Raw genomic sequence first — 25,073 nt, forward strand, 5'->3', positions numbered from 1 at the left:
CAATCGGGACGGACCGAGGGATAGCACGTGGCCTACCGGGTCAGGTCGTCAAGAACCGACGCCGGCAGCGCCGGATGCGCTGCGTCACCCGCCACCGTGGACGGCGCCGGTGTCGCCGCAGCGGTACCGCCCCGGCGACGCCGGAGCATCCAGCCGAGCAGGAGCAGGATGACGAGGCCCCCCACCGTCGGACCGATGAGGTGCAGCGGAAGGATGACGACCGTCGCCTGCGCGCTCCCCGCCCGGCCGTCCGGGTTCGGCACCGCGACTGTCACCCGACAGACGCAGATGAAGGGTGGATCGTCCCACCGGGCGCTGACCTGTCGGCTGCCGTCGCGCAGCAGGGTGAAGTCGGGGAACGTCACGTCCTCCCCTGCCACCCGGGCCCGTAACCGGTCGGCCGCGACGAAATTGCGGCGAAGGGTGCCGACGTTGCGTACCGTCGCGGTGAGCGCCAGCGGACCACGCAGCGCGAAACCGGGCGCATCGACGTCGCTTACCTGCACCGACTCGATCGCGTCGCCCGGCACCGTGACATAGATCGGCGCGCCGACACTGCGGCGGATGCTCGTCCCGGCTGCATTGGCCGGCGGTGGTGCCGAGAAGATCACCGCTACCTGGTGCTCGCCGGGTTCGGCGTTCGCCGGTAACGCGATCCGGAGGTCCACCGGTTCGGTCGCACCGGGGGCGAGCCGAAGGCGCTTCGGGTTCACCGTGACCCAGTCGATCGCCGTGTGTGCCACGTCCGAGCGGAACGTCAACACCCCCGCAGGATCCACCGCGAAGCTCGCCGTTCGCATCGAGACGTCGATCGCCGACTGACCACGGTTGGTCACGGTGAACTGTCGCGGCTGCCCGATCTCGTGGGCTGGTACGACCATCCGGCTGGGGCTGACGGTCAACGAGAAGTCCGACTGGTCCGGCGAAACGGTGTTGGCCGGCACGATCGGCGTCAATGCCAGCAGTACCGGCAGCACGGCACCCGAAATGTGAGGCAAAATCGACACCTTTTCAGGGTGAATTGGGGTAGAAAATGGGGGTCTTATCCTAACCAGACCGTGCCGTCGCCGAGCCGCGAATGGACTGTTCGCAACTGGGCGAACGCGCTACTCAGAGCGAGTCTCGTGGCTGAGCGCCAGGCGCCCGCTGGCCAGCGCGGTCAGCAGCTCGATCGCGTGAGGCTCGTAGAGCCCCAGCCGCACGGTTTCCGGATCGGGTGTCTCGCGTACGGCGGTGGCCAGCGCTGTTGCATTGCAGTCGCATCGCAAAAGAGGTATGGTCGTTTCAATGCAGTCGCATTGCAACGAGGGTGGGTCGCCATGCACGTGATCGCGTTGTCCGAGGTGACCGCCGCCATGACCGCAGTGGTCGGCGGCAAGGCAGCCGGGCTGGGCGAGCTGATCCGGCACGGCGAGCAGGTCCCCGACGGTTTCTGCGTCACCACCGAGGCGCACGGACTCGGGGTCGTCCCGACGGCCGAGGTCGTCGCCGCGTACCAGCGGCTCGGCGCCGGCCCGGTGGCGGTGCGCTCCAGCGCCACCGCCGAGGACCTGCCGGACGCGAGCTTCGCCGGGCAGCAGGACACCGTCCTCAACGTCACCGGCACCGCCGAGCTGATCGCCGCCATCGAGAGGTGCTGGGCTTCGCTGCACAGCGACCGCGCGACCGCCTACCGCGAGGCCCACGGCATCGATCATCGAACGGTGCTGATGGCCGTCGTCGTGCAGCGCATGGTCACCCCCACGGTGGCGGGGGTGCTGTTCACCGCGAACCCGCTGACCGGGCGCCGCGACGAGATGGCCGTCGACGCCGCCGCCGGCCTCGGCACGACAGTGGTGGACGGCGCCACCGCCGTCGACCACTACCTCCTCGACGACGTCACGCGCGACGAGGCCGGCTGCCTGACGGCGGCCCAACTGGCCCGCCTCCGCGCCACCGGCGAACGGTTGCAGGCGCACTTCGGCTGCCCGCAGGATGTCGAGTGGGCCATCGACGCGGACGACGTGCTGTGGCTCCTCCAGTCCCGGCCGATCACCAGCCTGTTCCCCGCCCCGCCGCCGAGCGGGAAGCCCCTCCCCCGCGTCTACCTGGAGTTCGGGCACGTCCAGGGCATGCGGCAACCGGTCACCCCGATGGGCATGTCGACCCTGCGGGCGCAGATCGCCGCGATGCTCGCCGCGCTCGGGGTGCGGGTCGAGATCGTCGACATCGGCGGCCGCCTCTACGGCGATTTGACCGACCTCGCGCGGGACCGATCGTCCCGTAAGCGACTGGTGCGGCTCCTGGCTGTCGACTTCGGGCCGCGCGCCCAGGCGGTGATGCAGCACGTGCTCGCGGATCCCCGGTTCGCCCCGACCAAGGGCGGCGCCACGCGCGGCCGGGCACCGGGGGCCGCGTCGCTGCGGACGGCCGGCCGCGCGGTGGTGGGGATCCTGCGGGCGCTGGCCCGTCCCGAGGCCGCGCGGACCCGGATGTTCGAGGCGATCGAGCAGTTGAGAGTTCGCTCGGCCGCCCCCGCCGACCTGCGGACCGCGGCCGATCGGCTGCGCTTCGTGCAGGCGCGGGACGCCGACGCCGACGACACCGCCGACGCGATCATGTGGCCGATCGTCGCCGGGATGCTCGCCACCGCGTTGCCGACCGCCCTGCTCAAGGGTGTCGCCGGCCCGGACGAGATCCACGCCGTGCTGGGCGGGATGCCGCACAACGTCACCATCGAGATGGACCTGGCCCTCTGGCGACTCGCCCAGGGCGCGGGCGACCACCGTCAGCTCCTGCTCGACACCCCGCCGGCCGAGTTGGCCGAACGCCACCGGCACGGGACGCTGCCCGACATCGGCATGACCGCCTTCCTGGACGCCTACGGTCACCGGGGCGTCGCCGAGGTCGACCTCGGGGTGCCGCGCTGGGCGGAGGATCCCACCCCGGTCTTCGCCGCGCTCGCCAACTACCTGCGGGTGACCGATCCCCGGCAGGGTCCCGACCAGCGCTTCCAGCGAGCCAGCGCGGCAGCGGAGGCGGCGCTGCGAGAGCTGGTCGGGCGAGCCCGCCGTCGGCGGCCGGTGCGGGGCAGCATCGCCGGGTTCCTGCTGCGCCGGGCGCGGTCACTCGCCGGCCTGCGCGAGGCCGGCAAGTTCGCCGGGCTGTACCCGCTGCGCGAGACGCGCCGCCAACTGCTGCTCGTCGGCGCCGACCTGCACGACTCCGGGCTGCTGGACCAACCCGACGACATCATGTTCCTGACCCTCGACGAGGCGCACGCGGCCGTACACCAGGGTGTCGACCCGCGCGCGACGGTCACCTCCCGACGGGCCACGCACCGCCGGGAGCTGCGCCGCCGGAACGTGCCGGTGGCGCTGCTGTCCGACGGCACCGACGTCGAGACCGTCCTGCCGGCGGTGCCCGCCGGGGACGGGACGCTGATCGGTGTGGGCGCGTCGGCGGGCCGGGTGACCGGCCCCGCCCGGGTCGTGCACGACCCGGGCACCGCCCATGTCGAACCCGGCGACGTCCTGGTGGCCGCGACCACGGACCCGGGCTGGACCCCGCTGTTCCTCACCGCGGCGGCGCTGGTCACCGAGACCGGCGCGATCATGGCGCACGGCCCGACGGTGGCCCGCGAGTACGGCATTCCCGCCGTCATCTGCGTTCCGGACGCCACCCGGACGATCACGACCGGACAACTCGTCACCGTGGACGGTGGCGCCGGAACCGTCACCGTCCACTGACCGCCGGCTTCCAACCGAGAAGGACGACCATGACCGACACGTTGGCACCGACCAGGACGCGGGTGGGTCCACTGCTGCGCCGGGCCGCCGAGGCCGAGGCCGCGATGTGGCGCAGCCTGTACGTCTGGGCCCGCCGCCGTCCCCTGCCGCTGGGACCGGGCGACGAACCGTTCGGCTACCGGGGCGTGGTCACGCCGATCCTGGGCATCTTCATCGGCCTGTCGGTCGTGGAGATCCCCATCTTCGATGTGGTCGTCACCCACGTGGTGCCGTGGCGGCCGGCCCGCTGGATCGTGCTCGGCCTCGGCATCTGGGGCCTGCTCTGGATGATCGGCCTCCTCGCCAGCATGACGATCCACCCGCACGTGGTGGGCGACCGGGGCCTGCGCGTACGCCTCAGCTCGGGCATCGACATCTGGATCCCGTGGACCGACGTCGAGGCCCTGCGCAAGCGTTACCGCTCGCTGCCGTCGAGCAGATCGGTGCAGGTCGAGCAGGAGGGTGACCGCCGGGTGGTGTCCATCTCGGTCGGCAGCCAGACCAGTGTCGACGTCCTGCTGCGCCGACCGCTGACCTTCGACCTGGCGCAGACCGGGACCCTGCCGATGAACGAGCTGCGCCTGTACGCCGACGACCCGGACGGCCTCCTGCGCAGCGCGCGGGGCGCCCCCGCGAGCGCCCCCGCCAGCCGGTGACCGCGCCGCTGGCGGGCTGTCCGGGCCACCCACTGTGAAACGATCGAGGCCATGCCCAAGAAGGTCGATCACCAGGAGCGACGCACCCTCATCGCGGACGCGCTGATGCGGGTCGCCGCCGATCAGGGCCTGGAGGCCGTCAGCCTCCGCCACGTGGCCGCCGAGGCGGGGGTGTCCGCCGGGATGGTCCAGCACTACTTCCGGACCAAGGACGAGATGATGGCGTTCGCGTTGAGCGTGGTGCGGGAACGCAACCAGATCAGGGTCACCGAGGCGCTGGCGCGACTGGGTGTGGACCCGCCGCCCCGGCTGCTGCTGCGCACGATGATCGCCGCCCTGTTGCCCCTGGACGAGGGGACCCGCGACGACGGGCGGGTGGCGCTCGCGTTCCTCGCCTACACGGCGGTACGTCCGGCCGCCGCGCCCAGCCTCCGGGAGGGCACCCGGCAGCTCACCGGATTCATCGCCGGCGTTCTGCCCGACCGGCACGGCGACGCCGCCGCGGCCGGACTGCTGGCGCTCATGGAAGGGCTCGGCGTCTACCTGCTGGGCGGGCAGTACACCGCCGAGCAGGCACTGGACGCGCTGGACGCCCACCTCGACCTGCTCTTCGCCTGATCCCGGCGGAGCTGACCGTTGGCCCCCGGACGAGGGGTGGCACCGGCCAGGATGAGCGGATGAGCCGCATCCGCCGGTCCCGGCCGGTGCTGGTCGAGGAGGCACACCGGGCCACCACCTTCGAGATCTTCTTCGACCTGGTCCTGGTCTTCGCGCTGACGCGGCTCATCGGTTTCATGGCGGAGTCGCTGGGACCGCTCACCCTCTACCAGGGGATGCTGCTCCTGCTCTGGTTCTGGTACGCGTGGAGCTGCTACGCCTGGCTGGGCAATCAGGTCCGCGCGGACAACGGCCCCGTGCTGGCCGGAATGCTCGCGGCGATGGCCGCCATCTTCGTGGCCGCCCTGGTGATCCCGGGAGCCTGGCAGCGCCACGACGGCGCGTTGAGCCCGCCGCTCACCCTGGCCATCGCCTACATCGCGGTCCGCGGGGTGCACCTCACCCTGATGACCTACGCCTCGTCCGGCAACCCGCAGTACCGCCGGCAGACCCTGCGCTTCGCCGTGTCCACCACACTCGCCTGGGTCCCGCTCCTGGTGGGCGCCGTCCTCGGCGGGACCGCGCAGACCGTGCTGTGGACCGTGGCGTTCCTCGTCGACTACGGCGGTGGCCGGATCGCCACCGCCGCCAGCTTCGGGGAGGTCCGCAGCGGGGCGCACTTCGCCGAACGCCACGGTCTGGTGCTGATCATCGTGCTCGGTGAGTCCCTGCTGTCGGCCGGGGCCGGTGTGGGCCGGGCCACGATCGCCTGGCCGGTGCTGGTGGCCGCGGTGTTCGGCTTCGCCGCGACCGTGTGCCTGTGGTGGCTCTACTTCGTGGGCGTCGCCCCGGCGGCCGCGAAGGTGCTGACCTCGGCCTCGCCGCGTACCCGCCGCCGTCAGCAACTGGCGTCGGACGCGTACACGCTGGCGCACCTGCCGCTGGTCGCCGGGGTCGTCTACTTCGCCCTGGGCATCCACCTGATCCTCGCGAACCTGACGGATCAGCCCCGACACCCCGCCGGTGAGCCGATGGGATGGCCGGCGACGACGGTGCTCTACGGCGGTGCCGCGCTCTACCTCGTCGGTCGTCTGCTGTTCCTCCGGCTGACCGTCGGCGGCTCGCTGGGCCAGCTCGCCGCGATCGGCGTCGTCCTCCTGTTGCTGCCGGCGGCACGGATCCTGCCCGCGCTGGCCGCCCTCGGCCTGCTGGCGGCCCTCCTCACCGCCCTGGTCCGGTACGAGCGGCCACCCCGGGCCGGCTGACCCCTCCCCGACCGGGAGGTGTCAGACGACCCGGGTCGACGGGGTCAGCTCGCCCTGGTGCCCCGCGCCTTCAGGCGGCGCAGCTCGTCGGCGGACAGCAGCCAGGTCGAGTTCGTCGCGCCCAACCCGAGGAGCACCTGGTCGAAGGCGTTTCCGTCGTTGTCGTCGGTGTAGCACAGGCTCACCTCGCCCCAGGGCGACGAGGCGATGGCCAGGTGCTCCTGCCGACCCGTCGTGGTCTGGCTCAGCGCCTGGGCCGCCAGCCGGCCGGTGGAGGTGCCGTCCGGGTTGAGACCACGCGCCCAGACGTCCGGATTGGCGCCCGACACCGTCCAGCCCACCACCACGTTGTCCTGGTCGTCGATGCCGACCCCGGGTGCGACGGCCCCGGCCCCGGTGGAGACCTGGACCTCGTCGTGCCGGGCGGTGCCGGCGGCGGTGAACGAGCGCGCCCAGACGCCTCGGGTACCGCTGTGGTCGGATTCCCACCCGACGGTGAAGTCTCCGACGACGTTCGCCGCGACCGAGGGGCGCTGCTGCTGCCCGCCGCTCTGCGTGTTGGCGGTCCGCCGCGACAGCACCACCGCGCCGTTGGACCGGGCCAGGCGGGTCAACCCGATGTTGTACGACCCGTTCGCGTCGGCGTCCTCGTCCCAGACCACCAGCGCCTCACCGGTGGCGGACACCGCCACGTCGGGGCGGTGGTGCGTGCCCGTGGTCTGCGAGGCGGTCACCTCGTACCCCTTGGTGGTGGCCGCGGTGTAGCCGGCGGCCTTGACGGTGGCCGGAGCGGTTCCCTGGATGTCCTCCCAGACCACGGTGAACCCGACCGCGCCGGTGGTCGGCGCGCCGTCCGGGTCGACGGCCACCTTCGGCCAGATCTGCTGCCCGGCGTCGCTGGCGTTGGCCTGCCCCGAGCCGAGCACGGTGCCGGTGGGCGACACCACCCGGTACTGGATGTTGTAGACGCCGTTGCCGTCGCCGTCGGTGGCCCAGACCACCACGGCGTTGCCCCGGTCGTCGAGCCCCACGTCGGGGCTGATGTGCCGCCAGGCGGCCCCGCTGGTGCCCCCGCCGGAGAGCTTCAGCTCGTACGCGGGTGTGCCGTCGCGAAACAGTCGCAGGTAGATCTCGCTGTGGGTGTCGTCCTCGGGCGCGCTGCTGTCCCGGTCGTCCTCCCACACCACGGCGACGTGGCCGTTGCGGTTCGTGGCGATGCCGGGCAGGTCCTGGTCACCGGTGGCCACGCTGTTCGCGGGGGTCCAGGTGATCGCCTCGGCGGTGACCGCGATCGGGGCCGGTGCCAGGTTTCCGACCAGCAGGGAGGCGGCGAGCAGTGTCGTGAGTGCGGTCATGGTGGGACTCCTTCTACCCGGCCTGCAGGCCGGGCTGGCCGTCGAGGATGACGAACGAGCGGGCGGTGGCCGCCGCGGCGCCGTGCTCGGTCACCGTGTTCACCGTGCGGAAGTCCGCGCGCACCTGGCTGCGACCGATCGTGGTCCGCACGTAGCCGCGCCGGTCCGAGTAGAACTTCAGGTGCGGATTGGCCGCCGCGTTCGGGACCGTGGTGCTGCCACTGCCGTTGCCGGTCGAGGTGATCGAGGTGCAGACCAGTTCGGTGCCGATGGTGGCCGAGGCGGGGTTGGCGTAGTCGGCCTTGAGGTCGTTGGCCCACGACCGGTGCACGTCCCCGGTGAGCACCAGCGGGTTGCGGACCCCGCGCTGCTGCCAGCCGTTCTGGATCCGGCTGCGGGAGGCCCGGTAGCCGTCCCAGGCGTCCATGCTCGCCGCCCCGTTCGCGTCGAGCTGTTGGGCGAAGAAGACCTGTTGACCGAGGATGTCCCAGGTGCCGTAGCGCTGGGCAAGTCCGTCGAGCAGCCACGCCTCCTGGGTCGCGCCGGTCAGGGACCGGGAGGCCAGGTCCGCGTCCGCGCAGACCTTCCAACCGTCCCCGCACGCCTGGTCGTCGCGGAACTGCCGGGTGTCGAGCATGTGGAAGGTGGCGAGCTGACCCCACCGGATACGCCGGTACAGCGGGATGCTGTTGCCGCTGGCGGCGGACGCCGGCCGCAGCGGCATGTTCTCGTAGTAGGCCCGGTACGCGGCGGTCCGCCGGGCGGTCCACTGGGCGGCGGTCAGCGTCGGGCTGCTGTCGTTGCGCACCATGTTGGCATAGTTGTTCTCCACCTCGTGGTCGTCCGGCACCACCAGCCAGGGTGCCGCCGCGTGTGCCGCCTGCAGGTCCGGGTCGGACTTGTAGAGCGCGTACCGGCGGCGGTAGTCGGCAAGTGACACGATCTCGGCGCCGACGTGCTGCCGGACCGTGGAGCTACCGACGCCGCCCTCGTAGATGTAGTCGCCGAGGTGCAGGATCAGCCCCGGGTTGTCCTCGGCCATCCGCCGGTACGCGGTGTAGTAGCCGGCCTCGTAGTGGGCGCAGGAGGCGAAGGCCATCACCAGGTCGCGGCCGAAGGCGCTGGGCGCCGGGGCGGTCCGCGTCCGTCCGACCGGCGAGATCTGGCCCTGTGCCCGGAACCGGTAGTAGTAGTCCGAGTCGGCGGCGAGCCCGCCCGCGATGGCGTGCACGGAGTGCGCGTCGGCGTAGCGGGCGACCACCGACCCGGAGGCGACGAGCGAGGTGAACCGGTCGGTGGTGGACACCTGCCACTCGACTGGCACGTCGGCGTTGGCCATGCCGCCCTGCCCGTCGGCGTTGAGGGGGGACGGTGCCAGCCGGGTCCAGAGGACCACGCTGTCGGGCGCCGGGTCACCGGACGCCACACCGAGTTTGAAGGGGTACGGCACCGCGGCGCGGGCGCCCTGGCGGGGGGTCACCGCGACTCCGGCGGTCACCAGTCCACCGAGGACGAAGATGCGACGGCTCAACCTTGTCATGGTCAACAGCCTTGAGAACGTCGATGAACGGCGATGGGTGCGGCGCGGAATCCCGCATGACGGGAGGCTGTCCGCACCAAGGCGGTCAGGTGTCCGGGCCGCCCGGCAGCCGGACCGTCAGCTCAGCGGTGCCGGGGACTCCGCGCCCGGGATGGTCAGCTTCGGCGTACCGGACCCGTCGGCCGGGACACTCCAGACGTCGGGCTGGCCGTCGCTCTGGCGTCTCGTGTAGGCGAGTGTCCGGCCGTCCAGCCAGGCGGCCTGGTCGTCGACGCTGCTGGCCTCGGCAGTCGCGGTGACCCGCATGCTCGCCAGGTCGAGGACCGACAGCCGCCAGCCCTTCGCCGGGTCGGCGTCGACGGCCTCCTTGAAGGCGATCCGGGTGCCGTCGGGGGACAGCGACGGGCACTCGACGTTCTCCTTCACCGTCTCGACCGTCCGGGCCGCGACGTCACCGCGGACGAGGTAGCGCTTGCCTGCCGTGGACATGGTCGCGTAGAAGCGGTTGTCGTCGGCGGTGAAGGTGACGCCCCAGTAGTTGACGTCCGGGCTGCGGTAGCTCCGGCCGTCCCGCGTGACGGCGAACTCTTCGAGCGAGGTCACCGTGGCGCCGGTGGTGGTGTCGAGGATCCCGGTACGGGTGGAGAAGCCGCTGGCGGTGTAGGAGTCCCCGCCGACGAACGTCGTCCAGGAGACCATCCGGCCGGAGGCCGAGACCCGGGCCCGGTTCGGCAGGCCCGGCACGCCGACCGTCCGCGTCTGCCGCAGCGCCGCGTCGAGCACGACGACCTGGTACGACCAGGCGGTCTCCGGTTTCAGGCAGACACCGGTGCCGGCCGCGGCGTACACCCGCAGGCATTCCAGGCCGGAGACCGTGCGCGGCCCGGTGGGGTCGGCCGTGGCGACGGTGGACAGGTGCCGGTCGGTGATGGCCAGCAGGCGCGGGCCGGGCGTCAGGGTGACCGCCTGGTCGCCGGAGGCAGGGGGCGGTGTCGGGGCGGGTTCCGCGGCCATGGCCACGTAACCGGCCGCCACGCTGCCCAGCAGCACGGCCGAGGCGACCACCACGCCGATCTTCGCTCGGGTCGACATCACGGTCATCGGGGCACCTTCCGGGTGATCAGTCGGGATGGGTCGGCCAGCAGGAGCAGCGTGCCGACCAGCACGCAGGCGACGGCCACGGCCGCCGCGCGGATCGCCGCCTCCGGCCCCCACGCCTGCCAGGCGAGACCGAACAGGACGGAGGAGACGAGGTACGCGAGGGCCTGCCCGGTCTGCACCAACGCGATGCCGGTGGTGCGCAGCCGTGCCGGCAGCACCGGTCCGGCGAGCGCGATGAGCACCCCGTCGGTCGCGGCGTAGAACGCGCCGTACAGCCCCAGGGTCAGCACGATCAGCGGCCATCCGTCGACCGGACCGGCCAGCAGCAGGTACGTGGCACCGAGGGCGGTGTAGCCGCCGAGCACCACCGGGAGCCGGCCGATCCGATCGGCGAGTACGCCCAGCGGGGCGGCGAGCAGCAGGTAGGCCAGGCTGGTTCCCACCGCGAGCAGCGGGAACCAGCGCAGACCGAGGTCCTCGCGGCGTTGCAGCAGCAGGTAGACGAAACCGTCGCCGATGGTGGCCAGCCCGAGCATCGCCGCAGCCAGCACGAGCCGGCGAGCCGGTCCCCCGCCCAGCAGGCCGAACGCCTCCCGCACGGAGACCGCCGGCTCGTCCGGGCCGGCCGTCGCCTGCTCGGCGGGGCGTTCCCGGACGAAGAGCACGAGCACGACGACGGCCAGCGCGGCGACGCAGAAGCTGGTGACGAAGACCGCGTCGTACGACTGCCCGACGACCAGCAGCACCGCGAACGCGGCGAGCGGCCCGAGGAACGCCCCCACGCTGTCCATCGCCCGGTGCACCCCGAACGCCCGGCCCAGCGCCTCGGGCGGCGTGGACAGCGTGATGAGCGCGTCGCGCGGGGCGCTGCGCACGCCCTTGCCGAGCCGGTCGACGGCGATGACCGCGCCGATCGCGGGTATCGACCGGCCGGCGAGCAGCAGGCCGAGCTTCGCGACCGCCGAGAGGGTGTAGCCGATGCCGGCGATCAGCTTGCGCCGCCGGAACCGGTCGGCGGCGAACCCACCGACGACCCGCAGGAGCGCGGTGGCGCCGGTGTGGACGCCGTCGAGCACGCCGAAGGCCACCGGGCTGAGCTGGAGGCCCAGCACCAGATAGAGCGGCAGGACGGCGGCCACCATCTCGGCGGAGATGTCGGTGATCAGGCTGACCGTGCCGAGTGCGACCACGTTGCCGCTGACCAGGGCGAGTCGTCGACGCCGTGGCCCGGATCCGGGCGGGTCGGCGACCGGCCGGGAAACGGTCGACAGGTACACGAGCATCTCCTCGGGTCGACGACTGACGGTCAGCCATCGTGGCGACCGGGTCCGAAGGGTCGCAAGGGACCGTGGGCGTCAAGCAGACATGCGACGGGTGAACAAGCGACAAACATCGAGGAGTTTCGTTGTTCGAGCGTACTGTTCATCTGGCGGCAGCGCGCCGGTTCATCGGCCTTCCTACATTCCTTGCGCTCTCCACCCGCAGAGAAGGGATCCTGGATGGACATTCGAATCACCCGCCCACCGCTGACGCTGGGAACGGTCGCGGTGCTCGTCGTCGCCAGCGCCGCCGTCGTCCTCACCGGCTCGGTCGCGGCGTCGGCGGCGAGCGTGACGTTCACGCCGGTCGCCGACACCTACGTTCAGAGCGACACGGCCGCCACCAACTACGGCACGTCCACGCAGGTCGTGGTCGACAACTCGCCGGTGCGGCGCTCGTTCCTGCGCTTCACGGTGAGCGGGGTCAGCGGCACGGTGACCAGCGCCAAGCTACGGCTGCGCACCATCAGCGGCAACAGCGGCAGCGATGCCGGTGGCACGTTCCGCCGGATGTCCAACACGACGTGGTCGGAGACCGGCACCACCTGGAACAACCAGCCGACGATCGACGGGGCCACGCTCGGCACCATCGGCGCGGTCAGCGGCAACACCTGGTACGAGGTCGACGTCACGGCCGCCGTCACCGGCAACGGGACGTACAGCTTCGGTGCGACCTCCGCCAGCGGCGACGGCGCCTACTACGACACGCGCGAGAGCGGCGCGGACGCCCCGCAGTTGGTGGTCGCGACCGGCACCACCACACCGCCGTCCGGGGATCCGGTGTTCGTCGGTGCCGGCGACATCGCCGACTCCGGCTCCGGCGACAGCGCCACCGCCACGCTGCTCGACAACATCCCGGGCACGGTCTTCACCACCGGCGACAACGTCTACGACAGCGGCACCGCGTCGCAGTTCAGCAGCTACTACGAGCCCACCTGGGGTCGGCACAAGTCCCGCACCCGCCCGTCACCGGGCAACCACGACTACAACACGTCGGGCGCGACCGGCTACTACAACTACTTCGGTACGTCGGCCGGCCCGAGCGGGCGCGGCTACTACTCGTTCGACCTCGGCAACTGGCACGTCGTGTCGTTGAACTCGAACATCAGCATGTCCGCCGGCTCGACCCAGGAGCAGTGGCTGCGGGCCGACCTGGCCGCCAGCAGCAAGCCGTGCACGATCGCGTACTGGCACCACCCGCTGTTCACGTCCAGCTCCAACCACGCGCCGTCGACGTCCACGCGTCCGCTGTACCAGGCGCTCTACGACTACAACGCCGACGTCGTGGTGTGGGGACACAACCACGTGTACGAGCGCTTCGCGCCGATGAACCCGTCCGGCGGCGCCGACACCAGCCGGGGCATGCGCAGCTTCGTCGCCGGCATGGGCGGTGCGAGCCACTACGGCTTCGGCACCATCCAGCCCAACAGCGAGGCACGCAACAGCTCGGCCTGGGGGGTCCTGAAGTTCACCCTGCACTCCAACAGCTACGACTGGCAGTTCGTACCGGTGGCCGGCCAGACCTACACCGACAGCGGCACCGCCAACTGCCACTGACCGCGTGACTCCGCCGATCTTGCACTTCCTGTCCCGACTTTCTGCTGCATAAGCCGCAGATCGCCGACACAAAGTGCAAGATCGCGGAGTTGGTCGGTACGACCGTGGCCCCTGACCGCAGAGTAGTCAGGGGCCACGTTCGGTTCAGGCGTCAGCGGGCCGTGCCGGCCCGGCGCTTGTTGTAGACGTCGAAGGCGACCGCGACGAGCAGGACGAGGCCCTTCACCACCGACTGGGTCGACTGGTCGATGCCCATCAGCTGCATGCCGTTGCTCATCACCGCCATGATCAGACCGCCGACCATCGCGCCCACCACGGTGCCCACCCCGCCCGTGACCGCCGCACCGCCGATGAAGGCCGCGGCGATCGCGTCCAGCTCGAACATGTTGCCGGCGGCGGGCTGAGCGCCGTTCGACCGCGACGAGTAGATGACGCCGGCCACCGCCGCCAGGAAGCCCATGTTGACGAACATCCAGAAGTTGACGGTACGGACCTTCACCCCGGACAGCGCCGCCGCCGACAGGTTGCCGCCGATCGCGTAGACCTGGCGACCGAAGACGGTGCGCCGGGTGAGCAGGCCGTAGACCAGGACGAGCACCGCCAGGATGATCAGCACGATCGGCAGGCCGCGGGCGTGCGCCAACTGCCAGGCGAAGTACATGATGACCGCGCCGACCAGCACGACCCGGGCGACGAACAAGGGGAACGACTCGACGGGCTGCTGGTAGCGGATGCGCGCCACGCGGGTGCGGAAACCACTCACCGCGTACCCGGCCACGGCGACCGCGCCGATCAGCAGCGTGAAGGCGTCGAAGCCCTGCCCGCCGAGCAGACCGTTCAGGAAGCCCGCCGCGACCTTCTGGTATTCGGCCGGGAACGGCGACAGCGAGATGTTGTCGAGCACCCGGAGGGTGAGACCCCGGAACAGCAGCATCCCGGCCAGGGTCACGATGAAGGCCGGAATGCCGGCGTACGCCACCCAGAAGCCATGCCACGCGCCAACCGCGACGCCGACGGCGATCGCCGCCACGACACCGACCCACCACGGATAGCCCTGCTGGATCACCAGTACGGCGGAGACCGCTCCGGTCAGCGCGACGACCGATCCGACCGACAGGTCGATGTGCCCGCCGATGATCAGGATGACCATCCCGATCGCGAGGACCAGGATGTACGAGTACTGCAGGACGATGTTGGTGATGTTGCCGGGGCTCAGCAGCACCCCGTCGGTCAGGATCGCGAAGAACGCGACGATGACGACCAGGGCGACGTAGATCCCGCTCTGCCGCAGGTTGTTCAACACCAGCGCCCGCAGGTCGTTCGTCCCGCTGTGCAGTGCGGCGGCGGGTGTGCCGTCCGGAGTCGCCGGACTCTCCGTCGGAGGGGTCTTGATGGTGGTCACGCCACGAGCTCCTTGTCCTTGGTCATCAGCTCCATGAGGCTCTCCTGGGTCGCCTCGGCCACCGGCATCTCACCGGTGATCCGGCCGGCGGAGAGGGTGTAGATGCGGTCGCACATCCCGAGCAACTCCGGCAGTTCCGAGGAGATGACGATCACCGCCTTGCCCGCGGCCACCAGCCGGTTGATGATCGTGTAGATCTCGTACTTCGCACCGACGTCGATCCCCCGGGTGGGTTCGTCCAGGATCAGCACATCCGGGTCGGTGAACAGCCACTTCGACAGGACGACCTTCTGCTGGTTGCCGCCGGAGAGCTTCCCGACCACCGCCATGACGCTCGTCGTCCGGATGTTCATCTCCCGCCGGCTGTCCTCGGCAACCTTGATCTCCTCGTTGCCGTTCACCCAGCCCAGGCGGGACAGTCGGTCCAACGCGGCGGCGGAGACGTTGCGGCGGACGTCGTCGATGAGGTTGAGCCCGTACCTCTTGCGGTCCTCGGTGACGTAGGCGATGCCGTTGTCGATCGCCTCGGCGACGGTGCGTGCCTGCACCTCCCGACCGCGCACGAAGAGTCGGCCCCGGATGTCGCGCCCGTACGACCTACCGAACACGCTCATCGCCAGCTCGGTGCGCCCCGCGCCCATCAGGCCCGCGATGCCGACGACCTCGCCGGCGCGGACGGACAGGGCGACGTCCTCGACGACCATCCGGTCCTGCACCGGGTGCCGCACGGTCCAGTCCTCGATCCGGAGGACCTCCTCGCCGGGGGACGACTCGCGGTCGGGGTAGAAGCTGTCCAGGTCGCGCCCGACCATGCCCCGGATGATCCGCTGCTGGGTCACCTCGTCGGAGCGCATGTCGAGGGTCTCCACCGCGCGCCCGTCCCGGATGACGGTGGTCGAGTCGGCGATGGCGGTGATCTCGTTGAGCTTGTGCGAGATCATGATGCAGGTGATGCCCTGGTCGCGGAGCGCCCGCAGCAGGTCGAGCAGGTGAGCCGAGTCGATGTCGTTGAGCGCGGCCGTCGGCTCGTCCAGGATGAGCAGACGCACCTTCTTCGACAGCGCCTTGGCGATCTCCACCAACTGCTGCTTGCCGACGCCGAGCTGGATGACCGGGGTGACCGGGTTCTCGTGCAGCCCGACGGACGCCAGCAACTTGGCGGCGTCGGCGTTGGCCAGGTTCCAGTCGATGAGCCCGAGGCGGTTGCGCCGTTCGCTGCCGAGGAAGATGTTCTCCGCGATCGACAGGTACGGCACCAGGGCGAGCTCCTGGTGGATGATGACGATGCCGTTGGCCTCGCTGTCGCGGATGCCACGGAACTGCATCGGCTTGCCGTCGAAGAGGATCTCGCCGTCGTACGAGCCGGACGGGTAGACGCCGGACAGCACCTTCATCAGGGTGGACTTGCCGGCGCCGTTCTCACCGCAGATGGCGTGGATCTCCCCACGGCGTACTGCGAGGGTGACGTCCTCCAGCGCGGTCACGCCGGGGAAGGTCTTGGTGATGCGACGCATCTCGAGGATGGTGTCGTCCATGGTCACTGTCCTCCGTCAGGTCTGGACACGGTACGCCCAGACGTCGGGCCCGGCGGCGACCGCCGGGCCCGACGATAGGCTTACTTCTTGGCCTGACCGGCGGCGACCTCTTCCGCCGTCCAGTAGCCGGAGTCGATCAGCGCGGTCTTGATGTCGTCCTTGTAGACCGTGACGATCGGGAGCAGGTACGACGGGACGACCTTGACACCGTTGTTGTACGTCTTGGTGTCGTTGGCCTCCGGCTCCTTCTTCTGCAGGAACGCCTCGGCGGCGTTCACGGCCTGGTCGGCCAGCAGACGGGTGTCCTTGAAGACCGTGGAGCTCTGCACGCCGTCGTTGATCAGCTTGATCGAGGCGATCTCGGCGTCCTGGCCGGTCACCACCGGGAGCTTCTTCGCGCCGGTGCCGTAGCCGGCGTTCTGCAGGGCGGTGATGATGCCCCGGGAGATGCCGTCGTACGGCGACAGCACACCGTCGACCTTCGAGCCGTCGTTGTAGCTGGAGGTCAGCAGGTTCTCCATGCGCTTCTGCGCGGTCTCCTGCTGCCACCGCAGGGTGGCGACCTGCTCGGGGGTGGTCTGCTTGGACTTGACGACGAGCGTGCCGTCGTCGACGAACGGCTTGAGCGTGTCCATCGCGCCGCTGAAGAAGAACTGCGTGTTGTTGTCGTCCAGCGAGCCCGCGAAGAGCTCGACGTTCAGCGGCCCCTTGGCGGTGCCCTTCGAGCCGTCCTTGTTCAGCAGGCCGAGCCCGACGAGCAGCGCGGTGCCCTGGGCGACGCCGACCTTGTAGTTGTCGAAGCTGACGTAGAAGTCGACGTCCTTGCTACCGCGGATCAGCCGGTCGTAGGAGATGACCGGGATCTTCGCGGACGCGGCGGCCTGCAGCTGGCTGCTGAGCGCGGTGCCGTCGATCGCCGCGATGATCAGGACGTCAGCGCCCTGGGTGATCATCTGGTCGACCTGCTGCGACTGGGTGGGGATGTCGTCGCCGGCGTACTGGAGGTCGACCTTGTAGCCCTTGCCCTCAAGCTTGGACTTCACCGCGTTGCCGTCGGCGATCCACCGCTCCGAGGTCTGGGTCGGCATCGACACACCGATGGTCAGGTCGCCAGGCTTCGCGCTGCTCTTGTCGTCACCGCTGCCGGCACCCCCGCCACTGCACGCTGCCATACTCAGCGTCAGCATCGCGCCGCCGAGAGCAACCAGGAATCTCCTGCCCACGGGCTTCTCCTCTCTGGACTCCCCCGTCGAGTGCCGGGGCCAAAACTGTCACCTTTCGGGGTAGTGTTAGCGCTCACATCCGGCACGTCAACACTTGATCCGAAATACCGGTGTCACGGTCTCGTAACGGAGGCGTCTCCACGGACGGGACCAGCGCTCGGAGGTGCCCGGACCTGGGAGCACAGCGGTGACCGGCGCCGGAGCGAACAGCCGTCGGGCGGGACCGTCGACCGCGCCGAACCACCCGGCCCGGACCGCCGCCGCGCACGACCGCCGCGCCAGAACGGCCGCGGCGTGGCAGAACCGCCGGCCCGGCCGGCCGGCGGACGCGACGGTGCCCGCGGACGACGGGGGTCGTCCGCGGGCACCGGGGGTGGAACCGGATCAGGTGGGCTGCCGCGACCTGGTCGGTCGACGGGCCCGGTCGGCTATCGCTGCGTCCACCGCTGGTTGGCCGCCGCGGTGCAGTTCCAGAGGATCACCGTGGTGCCGTTGGCCGTGCCGTTGCCGTTGACGTCGAGGCAGAGCCCGGACTGGGCGCCGCTGATCGTGCCGTTGGCGTTGATGGTCCACCGCTGGTTGGCCCCACCGTTGCAGTCCCAGATCTGCACCTTGGAACCGGCCGCGGCGTTCGTGGGCGCGTCCAGGCACTTGCCGAGCGCCTGGAGGGTCTGACCGTTGACGGTCCAGCGCTGGTTGGCGGCACCGTTGCAGTCCCAGATCACCGGCTGGGTGCCGTTGGTGGTGTTGCTGTTCGGAACGTCCAGGCAGCGGCCGGAGGCGGCGCTGGCGAGCGCGCTCGACGTGCCCGGCGGCGGGGTGGTCGGCGGCGCGGTCGTCGGAGGAGTCGTCCCCCCACCGCTGACCCGGTAGACCACCGTGCCGTGCGCCGGAACGCTGGCGCTGATGGTGCCGCTGCTGGAGGTGGTGGCACCGGACCACGCCTCAACCAGCGTGAACGAGCTCCCGGACTTGCCGACGGCGGCGGCCGTGGTCGAGATCGTCGTCGTCGAGCCACCCTGGTTGAACAGGGCGACGGCGACGTCACCGTTGGCGAGCCGCTTGGCCAGCACCCGGCGGGTGCCGTCGAACGACACCTGCGTCCCCTGCAACCCGAGCGAGTCCTGGTTGATCGCGATCAGGTTGGCGTTCTTGAGGATGGTCTGCGTCGCGGAGTTCATGTTCCGGACGTCGTTGCCGGCGATCAGCGGAGACGCCATGATCGCCCACATGGCGAAGTGGCTGCGCATCTCCGTGTCGTTCATGCCGCCGCGACCGACCTCCATCATGTCCGGGTCGTTGAACCCGCCCGGCCTCGCGTAGGACGCCAACGGAACGGTCACGTTGATGATGTTCTGGATGCCCATCGGGTAGCCGTTGGTCTGGCCGGTGTCCCAGGCGTTGGTGATGTCCTCGGTGGTGCGCCACATGTTGGCCACGTCGCCCCAGTTGCGCTGCGGGCCGGTCTTGGCGTGGATGCTGTTCGAGTTGATGCTGTAGACGATCGGTCGGCCGGTGGCGGCCAGCGCGTCACGCATCTTGGCGAAGGTCGCCACCTGGTCGTTGATGCTGCCCTCCGGCGAGCACCAGTCGTACTTGAGGAAGTCGACGCCCCAGGCGGCGAACTGGCGTGCGTCCTGCACCTCGTGGCCCCGGCTGCCGGTTGCTCCGGGGTAGGCGCCGAAGTACTGGGCGCAGGTCTTGTCGACGGGCACCTGGTAGATGCCGAACTTCAGGTCCCGGGCGTGCAGGTAGTCGCCGAGCGCCTTCATCCCGCTGGGGAACCGGGTGGGGTCGCCCTGGATGTTGCCGGAGCTGTCCCGGTTGGGGTTGAACCAGCAGTCGTCGACCACGACGTAGTTGTAGCCCAGGTCCCGCATGCCGCTGCTGACGATCGCGTCCGCCGTCTGCCGGATCAGCGCCTCGTTGATGTTGCAGCCGAACGAGTTCCACGAATTCCAGCCCATGGGGGGAGTACGCGCCACCCCGTTGTCCAGTGCCTGCGCCGCCGGGGCGCGGAGGCCGACCAGAGCACCGGCGACAAGCACTCCGGCCGCCAGTACGCTCCCCCAGCGTCGACCTCGGGTGATGCGGTTCATCGAGCCTCCTTGTCGGTGGCGCCCGCCCGTGACTACGATCTGACTGGTGGGGCGATAGCTGGACGCCAAATCTTGTTAGCGTTAACAGAGACGTCCATCATGTTACGGCCACATTTCACGAGGTTCAATACTTCGTCGGTAGTTGCATTGCCATCGGTCGATGAAAAAAAATCAGCTCCCGATTGAGCGGCGTCTTACCGACGGTGACGAGCCAGCAGCACGGCGAGGTGCGCGAACGCCGGTCACTCCGCCCAACAGCCTTCGGCTGGGACCGACGTCAACTCCGCGGTGGGGCGACGCTCTCGCGGGCGACCAGGGCCGGGGCGATGGTCTGCCGCATTGCCCCGCCGGTGCCCGTCTCGATCTGGGCCAGCAGCATCTGCAGGCTCGCCCGCGCCACCGCGTCGAAGTCGGGGCGGACAGTGGTCAACGGCGGAATGAAGTACGCCGCCTCCGGCACGTCGTCGAAGCCGACCACGCTGATGTCGTGCGGTACCCGTCTGCCGAACTCGTGCAACGCCCGCAGCACGCCCAGCGCGAGATGGTCGTTCGAGGTGAAGACCGCCGTGACCTCCGGCATCCTCGCCAGCATCTGCCCGCACCGGTAACCCGATGCGGCGGACCAGTCCCCCGGCATCAGCGGCGGCGGGTCCACCCCGGCCGCCAGCAGCGCCTCCCGCCAACCGTCGATCCGGCCGACGCTGTCGAACCAGTCGAACGGCCCGGAGACGTGCCAGACGGTGCGGTGCCCCGCGTCGAGCAGATGCTGGGTCGCCGCCCGGGCGCCCGCCACCTGGTCGACCGTCACCAACGGGACCGGCCGGCTCGGGTCGCCATCGACCGTGACCAGCGGGACATCCTGCGGCAGGTGTTCCAACGCCTCACCCGCCGACTCCACCGGCGCGATGACCACGATGCCGGCGACCCGGTGCGACAGGTGTCGTTCGACGGCGGCCGAGATGGAGCGGTGGTCCAGGTTTCGCACGCTGCCGACACTCACCGCGAAACCCTCTTCGGCGGCGGTCTGCTCCAACGCGGCCAACATCGAGGCCGGACCGTAGAGCGTCGTGTTCTGTGCGACCACCCCGATGACCTGGGATCGGCCGGTCACCAGGGCACGAGCGGCGCCGTTGGGGCGATAGCCGAGTTCGGCGATCGCCGCCCGCACCCGAAGCCGGGTCTGCTCACGAACGTTGGGGTGCCCGTTGAGCACCCGCGACACCGTCTGATGGGAGACACCGGCCAGACGAGCGACATCTGTCATCGCGGGACCGTGGACGGCCATTTCACTCTCCCCGCTACGTCTCCGGCCCGCGGCCCGTCGACGTCGACTGGAGCGGCCCGGCCCGATCCCCCTCGCTCAGCCACCACGCCGGTGCTGAATCCCAGGTGACCAGCGCTGAATCGCCGTCAGTCTACGCCAGCATCCGCTTCGAATACGGGACGGCTGTGCCCGGATGTGCTACGCATCGAAAGCCGCGCAAGGCTTTTCCCACGCGCCGTACGCGGGCATCCGGCTCGCGGTTACGGGCTGCGGTGGCCCGCCAGCCTGCTCCACGCTCCTGGAGAGAGCGTGGAGCAGGGCCGACTGGAACATGACCTGGTGGCGCCGACTCCATGTGCCGGCTGGGCCGGCGCTCGTCGACGCCACCGGTCAAACCGATCGCTGTGTGACCGGCGTCACGGCGTCGTCAGGTCGAATCGACGGACCGTGACCGCGCCGCCGAGCGCCGACGTCGCGTGGTTGAAGATGGCGAACCGGTAGCCCATGAAGAACTGCCAGTTGTTCGCCAACGTCAGGGTGTTGCCGAACGAGGTGAAGTTGACCCCGTCCGTGCTGTACGAGAAGCGGGCCTGCCGGCCGGACCCGGGTCTGATGTCGGCGTTGGCCCGCAACCAGATCCGGCCACCGGAGACGGCGGTGCTCGCCACCTCACTGCCGGTGCTCGTGGTGTTCCAACTGCCGTCCATCGTGAGCCCGTTCTGCATCACCAGACGGGTGGATCCGTTGTCCCGCCGGACCCCGATCCAGGCCGACGAGTTGCGCAGCACCGCCAGGCCGGTGCGGTCTCCGTCGCGCATCGTGGAGTAGTCCAACTCGATGGTGGCGGTCGAGGTGGGTCCCTGGATCCGGTGGGTCAGCGTGTTGCGCGCCTTGTACAGGTCGCCGGTGACGGTGGCGGTCTGCAGGTTCAGCCCGTTGTTCACCGACCACTTGCTGTTGTCGGGGTTGTGGTTCCACTCCCACTGCGGACCGAGGGTGGTGCCGGCGAACGTGTCGGTGCCGGTGAGCGGCTTGACCGCTCGCGGCGGCGCCGGCAGGTTCGGCTTCGGGTACGTGGTGCCCCACGTGCCGTTGACCGTCTGCAGCACCGGCCAGCCGTCGCCGGTCCAGGTGATCGGGGCCAAGGCCGGCATCCGACCACCGGGGTACGCGTCGACGAAGGACATGTAGTACCAGTCGCCGTTCTGGGTCTGCACCAGTCCGCCCTGGTGCGGCACGCCGCCACCGGAGATCGGGCCGGGCAGGTTGAGCAGCACCTGCCGCTGCTCGTACGGGCCGAACGGGCCGTTCGTCGACTTCAGCACGTACTGGCCGTTGGCCGGGCGGGTGAGCCAGATGTAGTAGGCGCCGTTGCGCTTGTAGAAGCGGGCGCCCTCCAGCGTCCCGATGCTCGACGGCGTCTGGTACACCTGCTGGGCGCGGACCTGCGACTTCCCGTCCGCGGACAGCTGGGCGACGCTGATGGTGCCGTTGCCGTACGCGACGTACGGGGTGTCGTTGTCGTCGAACAGCAGGCCGGCGTCGTAGTAGCAGTTGGGGATGGTGGTGTGCTTGCTCCACGTGCTGTCGACGGCGGACGCGGTGTAGATGTGGGTCTGCGCGAAGTCGATGCACCCGGCCCAGTAGTACGTCTTGTTGCTCGGCCGGTAGTTCAGCGTCGACGCCCAGATCCCGTCGACGTACGCGTTACTGCCGCCGCTCATGTCGTACTTCGAGCCGAAGTCGAGCTTGGGCACCGAGTGTCCGGCGAACTCCCAGTTGACCAGGTCGTACGAGCGCAGCACCGGCGCGCCCGGCGAGTAGTGCATGGTGGACGCCGACATGTAGTAGGCGTTGTCCACGCGGATGATGTCGACGTCGGCGAAGTCCTGCCAGACCACCGGGTTCGTGTACGTCCCGTTCGACGGGGGCGGCGTGGTGGTGGGCGGTGGCGTCGTGGGGTTGGTCCCGTCGACGCGAACGAGCTGCCACTGCTGGTTGGTGCCGTTCCAGTCGGCGTACTGCACGATGTTGCCGCCGTCGGCGGTCGAGGCGCCCTGCACCTCCATCGCCTTGTTGCTGTTGCGGTTGATCAACCGGACGTACCCGCCGTCCGAGTCGGCCAGCCGGAACTGCTGGTTGGTGCCGTTGTTGTCAGACCACTGCACGATCGGCCCGCCGTCGGCGGTCGAGCGGCCGGAGACGTCCAGCACCTTGCCCGACAACCTCGACTTGAGCCGGTAGTAGCCGCTTCCGGAGTCGACGAACTGCCACTGCTGCTGGTTGCCGTTGTTGCGCGTCCACTGGGTGATCCGCGCGCCGTCGTTCGTGGCCATGTTGTACACGTCCACTGCCTTGCCACTGTTGCGGTTCACCAACACGTACCACGCGCTGGTGTCGACCGTGGCCGCTGACGCGGGCGACGAGGCGACGGCCGCAGCCGCGCCACCGACCACCAGCACCATCGCGGCGACGGCGAGTCTCGTAAGCCACCCACGCCGTGGTGCACCCCGGGGAACCCGACCGATGGAAAGCATGATCCTCCTCTGCTGACGCGAACCGTGCGGTCTGGGTCGGCGTCCGCGGCACCGGGCGGGGCACCGAGCTGACCACGCCCGGCCATGTGATCGCTAACACCGGTTGCCCGACCGTCACGGTGACGAGGTGCCGAAACCGCGGGGTAGGACGCGCGCGCGGCCGGACCAGCCAACGACATCGACCATCTTGGCTATAGACTGTGAGCGATAACATGCTGTTAGTCAAGGCGTAACACAATCGCCTCGTGGCCCTGCTGACGCAGACGCGAACGGGTGGCCCACCGCCGGCCCGCAGGCCGGGATGGACCACCCGTCATGGACGCGGCCGGGCCGCGCCGGTCAGAAGCCGCGGGCCAACCGGTAGTAGGCCTGGTTCCAGCGAATCTCGTCGGCGAAGCGGCGGGGCTCGGTGTCCGCGTCGATGACGACGAGTTCGGTACGGCTCATCTCGGCCAGGTCGTGCAACTCCTCCACGCCCACCGCCTGCGACAGCACCGTGTGGTGCGGTGCCCCGGCGGTGATCCACGACTCGGCCGAAACGGGCAGGTCCGGCCGCGGACGCCAGACGGCACGGGCCACCGGCAGTCGACGCAACGGCTGCGGCGGCGTCACCACGTCGATCTCGTTGGCCACCAACCGGAACCGCTCGCCCATGTCGGCGAGCCCGAGCACCACCGCCGGGCCGGGGGCGGCGTCGAACACCAGCCGGACCGGGTCCTCCCGACCGCCGATGCTCAGGGGGTGGATCTCCACGTTGGGTACGTCGGAGGCGATGGTCGGGCAGACCTCCAGCATGTGGGCGCCGAGCACCAACTCCTCGCCCGGGGTGAGGTCGTAGGTGTAGTCCTCCATGAACGACGTGCCGCCGTCCACGCCCACCGACATCGCCTTGAGCGTGTGCACCAGGACGGACGTCTTCCAGTCGCCCTCGCCACCGAAGCCGTAGCCGTCGGCCATCAGCCGCTGCACGGCGATACCCGGCAGCTGACGCAGGCCCCCGAGGTCCTCGAAGTTCGTGGTGAAGGCCCGGAACCCGCCCGTGTCCAGGAACGTGCGCATGCCCAACTCCAGGCGGGCCGCGTACCGCAACGAGTCGTGCCGGTCACCGCCGGGCAGCAGGTCGCCGCCGATGCGGTAGGTGTCCTGGTACTCCTTGACCAGGTCGTCCACCTGCGCGTCGGTGACCTCACCGACCACCTCGACCAGGTCGTTGACGCCGTAGGTGTTGACCGAGACCCCGAACCGCAGCTCCGCCTCGACCTTGTCGCCCTCGGTCACCGCGACGTCGCGCATGTTGTCACCGAAGCGGGCCAGGCGCAGCGACCGCATCGCCGACCAGCCGAGCGCGGCACGTGCCCACGCCCCGACCCGAGCGGTGACCCGCGGGTCGCTGACGTGCCCGGCCACCGTCTTGCGGGCCACACCGAGACGGGTCTGGATGTACCCGAACTCCCGGTCGCCGTGGGCGGCCTGGTTCAGGTTCATGAAGTCCATGTCGATGTCGTTCCAGGGCAGCAGCACGTTGGCCTGGGTGTGCAGGTGCAGCAACGGCGTCTGCAGCGCGTCCAGACCGGAGATCCACATCTTCGCCGGCGAGAAGGTGTGCATCCAGGCGATGACCCCGACGGCACCCTGGGCGGCGGCCTCCCGGCAGACCTGCAGGATCTCACCACTGTTGGTCAGGACGGGCTTCCAGACCACCCGGGCGGGAATCTGCGGCGAGTCGTCGAGCGCGGCCGCGATCTGGCGGGACTGCTCGGCGACCTGCCGGAGCGTCTCCTCGCCGTACATGCCTTGGCTGCCGGTGAGGAACCAGATCTCGGGCTGGGTTTGTGGTGCCATGGGGTTGCCTTCCG

The 25,073-nt window shown here is 70.1% G+C and carries 17 protein-coding genes; 5 read left to right on the top strand and 12 right to left on the bottom strand.

The genetic code is table 11. From position 1 onward, the window contains the following. Nucleotides 1-32 precede the first annotated feature (32 nt). On the bottom strand, nucleotides 33-1,007 hold the full coding sequence (locus AB0A90_RS13250) for a hypothetical protein (protein ID WP_357246083.1): 975 nt from the start codon (nucleotides 1,005-1,007) through the stop codon (nucleotides 33-35). Nucleotides 1,008-1,319: 312 nt separating this feature from the next. Here AB0A90_RS13250 and AB0A90_RS13255 point away from each other — a divergent pair, with 312 nt between their 5' ends. The 4 genes from AB0A90_RS13255 to AB0A90_RS13270 are packed head-to-tail and all read left to right on the top strand — an operon-like array spanning nucleotide 1,320 to nucleotide 6,285. Continuing rightward, a complete protein-coding gene (locus tag AB0A90_RS13255; protein WP_357246086.1) occupies nucleotides 1,320-3,728 on the top strand; it encodes a PEP/pyruvate-binding domain-containing protein in 2,409 nt (802 codons plus the stop codon). Nucleotides 3,729-3,757: 29 nt separating this feature from the next. Beyond that, on the top strand, nucleotides 3,758-4,423 hold the full coding sequence (locus tag AB0A90_RS13260) for a hypothetical protein (RefSeq protein WP_357246089.1): 666 nt from the start codon (nucleotides 3,758-3,760) through the stop codon (nucleotides 4,421-4,423). A 51-nt stretch (nucleotides 4,424-4,474) separates the two neighbouring features. Continuing rightward, nucleotides 4,475-5,041, top strand: coding sequence for a TetR family transcriptional regulator C-terminal domain-containing protein (locus AB0A90_RS13265; RefSeq protein ID WP_357246091.1), 567 nt, complete (start codon nucleotides 4,475-4,477; stop codon nucleotides 5,039-5,041). A gap of 59 nt (nucleotides 5,042-5,100) precedes the next feature. Beyond that, nucleotides 5,101-6,285, top strand: a complete 1,185-nt coding sequence (locus AB0A90_RS13270; protein WP_357246094.1) for a low temperature requirement protein A — start codon at nucleotides 5,101-5,103, stop codon at nucleotides 6,283-6,285. A gap of 44 nt (nucleotides 6,286-6,329) precedes the next feature. Here the strand turns inward: AB0A90_RS13270 and AB0A90_RS13275 are convergent, their stop codons facing one another. The 4 genes from AB0A90_RS13275 to AB0A90_RS13290 form a co-directional block, all read right to left on the bottom strand. Further along, complete coding sequence (locus AB0A90_RS13275; protein ID WP_357246097.1) at nucleotides 6,330-7,640, bottom strand: hypothetical protein; 1,311 nt, start codon at nucleotides 7,638-7,640, stop codon at nucleotides 6,330-6,332. A gap of 13 nt (nucleotides 7,641-7,653) precedes the next feature. Next, complete coding sequence (locus AB0A90_RS13280) at nucleotides 7,654-9,180, bottom strand: alkaline phosphatase D family protein (protein ID WP_357246100.1); 1,527 nt, start codon at nucleotides 9,178-9,180, stop codon at nucleotides 7,654-7,656. A gap of 117 nt (nucleotides 9,181-9,297) precedes the next feature. Then, a complete protein-coding gene (locus AB0A90_RS13285) occupies nucleotides 9,298-10,281 on the bottom strand; it encodes a hypothetical protein (RefSeq protein WP_357246103.1) in 984 nt (327 codons plus the stop codon). After that, nucleotides 10,278-11,558, bottom strand: coding sequence for an MFS transporter (locus tag AB0A90_RS13290; RefSeq protein ID WP_357246105.1), 1,281 nt, complete (start codon nucleotides 11,556-11,558; stop codon nucleotides 10,278-10,280). Before AB0A90_RS13290 ends, AB0A90_RS13285 begins: the two co-directional genes overlap by 4 nt. Before the next feature lie 222 nt (nucleotides 11,559-11,780). On the opposite strand from AB0A90_RS13290, the gene AB0A90_RS13295 reads away from it, so the two are divergent. Beyond that, nucleotides 11,781-13,157, top strand: a complete 1,377-nt coding sequence (locus AB0A90_RS13295) for a DNRLRE domain-containing protein (protein ID WP_357246108.1) — start codon at nucleotides 11,781-11,783, stop codon at nucleotides 13,155-13,157. A gap of 151 nt (nucleotides 13,158-13,308) precedes the next feature. Here the strand turns inward: AB0A90_RS13295 and mmsB are convergent, their stop codons facing one another. The 7 genes from mmsB to araA all read right to left on the bottom strand — a co-directional run bounded on the left by mmsB (nucleotide 13,309) and on the right by araA (nucleotide 25,059). Further along, entirely contained in the window at nucleotides 13,309-14,559 is a 1,251-nt protein-coding gene (gene mmsB, locus AB0A90_RS13300) for a multiple monosaccharide ABC transporter permease (protein ID WP_357246110.1), read from the bottom strand. After that, nucleotides 14,556-16,094, bottom strand: a complete 1,539-nt coding sequence (gene mmsA, locus AB0A90_RS13305; RefSeq protein WP_357246113.1) for a multiple monosaccharide ABC transporter ATP-binding protein — start codon at nucleotides 16,092-16,094, stop codon at nucleotides 14,556-14,558. Before mmsA ends, mmsB begins: the two co-directional genes overlap by 4 nt. Before the next feature lie 80 nt (nucleotides 16,095-16,174). Beyond that, nucleotides 16,175-17,317, bottom strand: a complete 1,143-nt coding sequence (gene chvE / locus AB0A90_RS13310) for a multiple monosaccharide ABC transporter substrate-binding protein (RefSeq protein WP_357246116.1) — start codon at nucleotides 17,315-17,317, stop codon at nucleotides 16,175-16,177. 428 nt (nucleotides 17,318-17,745) lie between these two features. Next, nucleotides 17,746-19,416 carry an alpha-galactosidase gene (locus AB0A90_RS13315; protein ID WP_357246119.1) on the bottom strand — a complete coding sequence of 557 codons (1,671 nt, stop codon included), beginning with the start codon at nucleotides 19,414-19,416 and terminating at the stop codon, nucleotides 17,746-17,748. A 277-nt stretch (nucleotides 19,417-19,693) separates the two neighbouring features. Continuing rightward, the gene (locus AB0A90_RS13320) at nucleotides 19,694-20,680 is read right to left on the bottom strand and encodes a LacI family DNA-binding transcriptional regulator (RefSeq protein ID WP_357246122.1); all 987 of its coding nucleotides are present in this window, start codon (nucleotides 20,678-20,680) and stop codon (nucleotides 19,694-19,696) included. Between the two features lie 416 nt (nucleotides 20,681-21,096). Next, complete coding sequence (locus tag AB0A90_RS13325; protein WP_357246125.1) at nucleotides 21,097-23,217, bottom strand: family 43 glycosylhydrolase; 2,121 nt, start codon at nucleotides 23,215-23,217, stop codon at nucleotides 21,097-21,099. Nucleotides 23,218-23,556: 339 nt separating this feature from the next. Then, complete coding sequence (araA, locus tag AB0A90_RS13330) at nucleotides 23,557-25,059, bottom strand: L-arabinose isomerase (protein WP_357246128.1); 1,503 nt, start codon at nucleotides 25,057-25,059, stop codon at nucleotides 23,557-23,559. Between the last annotated feature and the right edge of the window lie 14 nt (nucleotides 25,060-25,073).

The organism is Micromonospora sp. NPDC049204 (genome assembly GCF_040647935.1).
Taxonomy (GTDB): Bacteria; Actinomycetota; Actinomycetes; order Mycobacteriales; family Micromonosporaceae; genus Micromonospora.

Bases quoted from the DNA above. Each gene is read 5' to 3' on its own strand.
- AB0A90_RS13260 (WP_357246089.1), top strand. From the start codon at position 3,758: ATGACCGACACGTTGGCACCGACCAGGACGCGGGTGGGTCCACTGCTG.
- mmsA (WP_357246113.1), bottom strand. From the start codon at position 16,094: ATGGACGACACCATCCTCGAGATGCGTCGCATCACCAAGACCTTCCCC.
- AB0A90_RS13275 (WP_357246097.1), bottom strand. From the start codon at position 7,640: ATGACCGCACTCACGACACTGCTCGCCGCCTCCCTGCTGGTCGGAAAC.
- AB0A90_RS13295 (WP_357246108.1), top strand. From the start codon at position 11,781: ATGGACATTCGAATCACCCGCCCACCGCTGACGCTGGGAACGGTCGCG.
- AB0A90_RS13315 (WP_357246119.1), bottom strand. From the start codon at position 19,416: ATGAACCGCATCACCCGAGGTCGACGCTGGGGGAGCGTACTGGCGGCC.
- AB0A90_RS13320 (WP_357246122.1), bottom strand. From the start codon at position 20,680: ATGACAGATGTCGCTCGTCTGGCCGGTGTCTCCCATCAGACGGTGTCG.
- AB0A90_RS13285 (WP_357246103.1), bottom strand. From the start codon at position 10,281: ATGACCGTGATGTCGACCCGAGCGAAGATCGGCGTGGTGGTCGCCTCG.
- AB0A90_RS13280 (WP_357246100.1), bottom strand. From the start codon at position 9,180: ATGACAAGGTTGAGCCGTCGCATCTTCGTCCTCGGTGGACTGGTGACC.
- AB0A90_RS13255 (WP_357246086.1), top strand. From the start codon at position 1,320: ATGCACGTGATCGCGTTGTCCGAGGTGACCGCCGCCATGACCGCAGTG.
- araA (WP_357246128.1), bottom strand. From the start codon at position 25,059: ATGGCACCACAAACCCAGCCCGAGATCTGGTTCCTCACCGGCAGCCAA.
- AB0A90_RS13265 (WP_357246091.1), top strand. From the start codon at position 4,475: ATGCCCAAGAAGGTCGATCACCAGGAGCGACGCACCCTCATCGCGGAC.
- AB0A90_RS13270 (WP_357246094.1), top strand. From the start codon at position 5,101: ATGAGCCGCATCCGCCGGTCCCGGCCGGTGCTGGTCGAGGAGGCACAC.
- AB0A90_RS13325 (WP_357246125.1), bottom strand. From the start codon at position 23,217: ATGCTTTCCATCGGTCGGGTTCCCCGGGGTGCACCACGGCGTGGGTGG.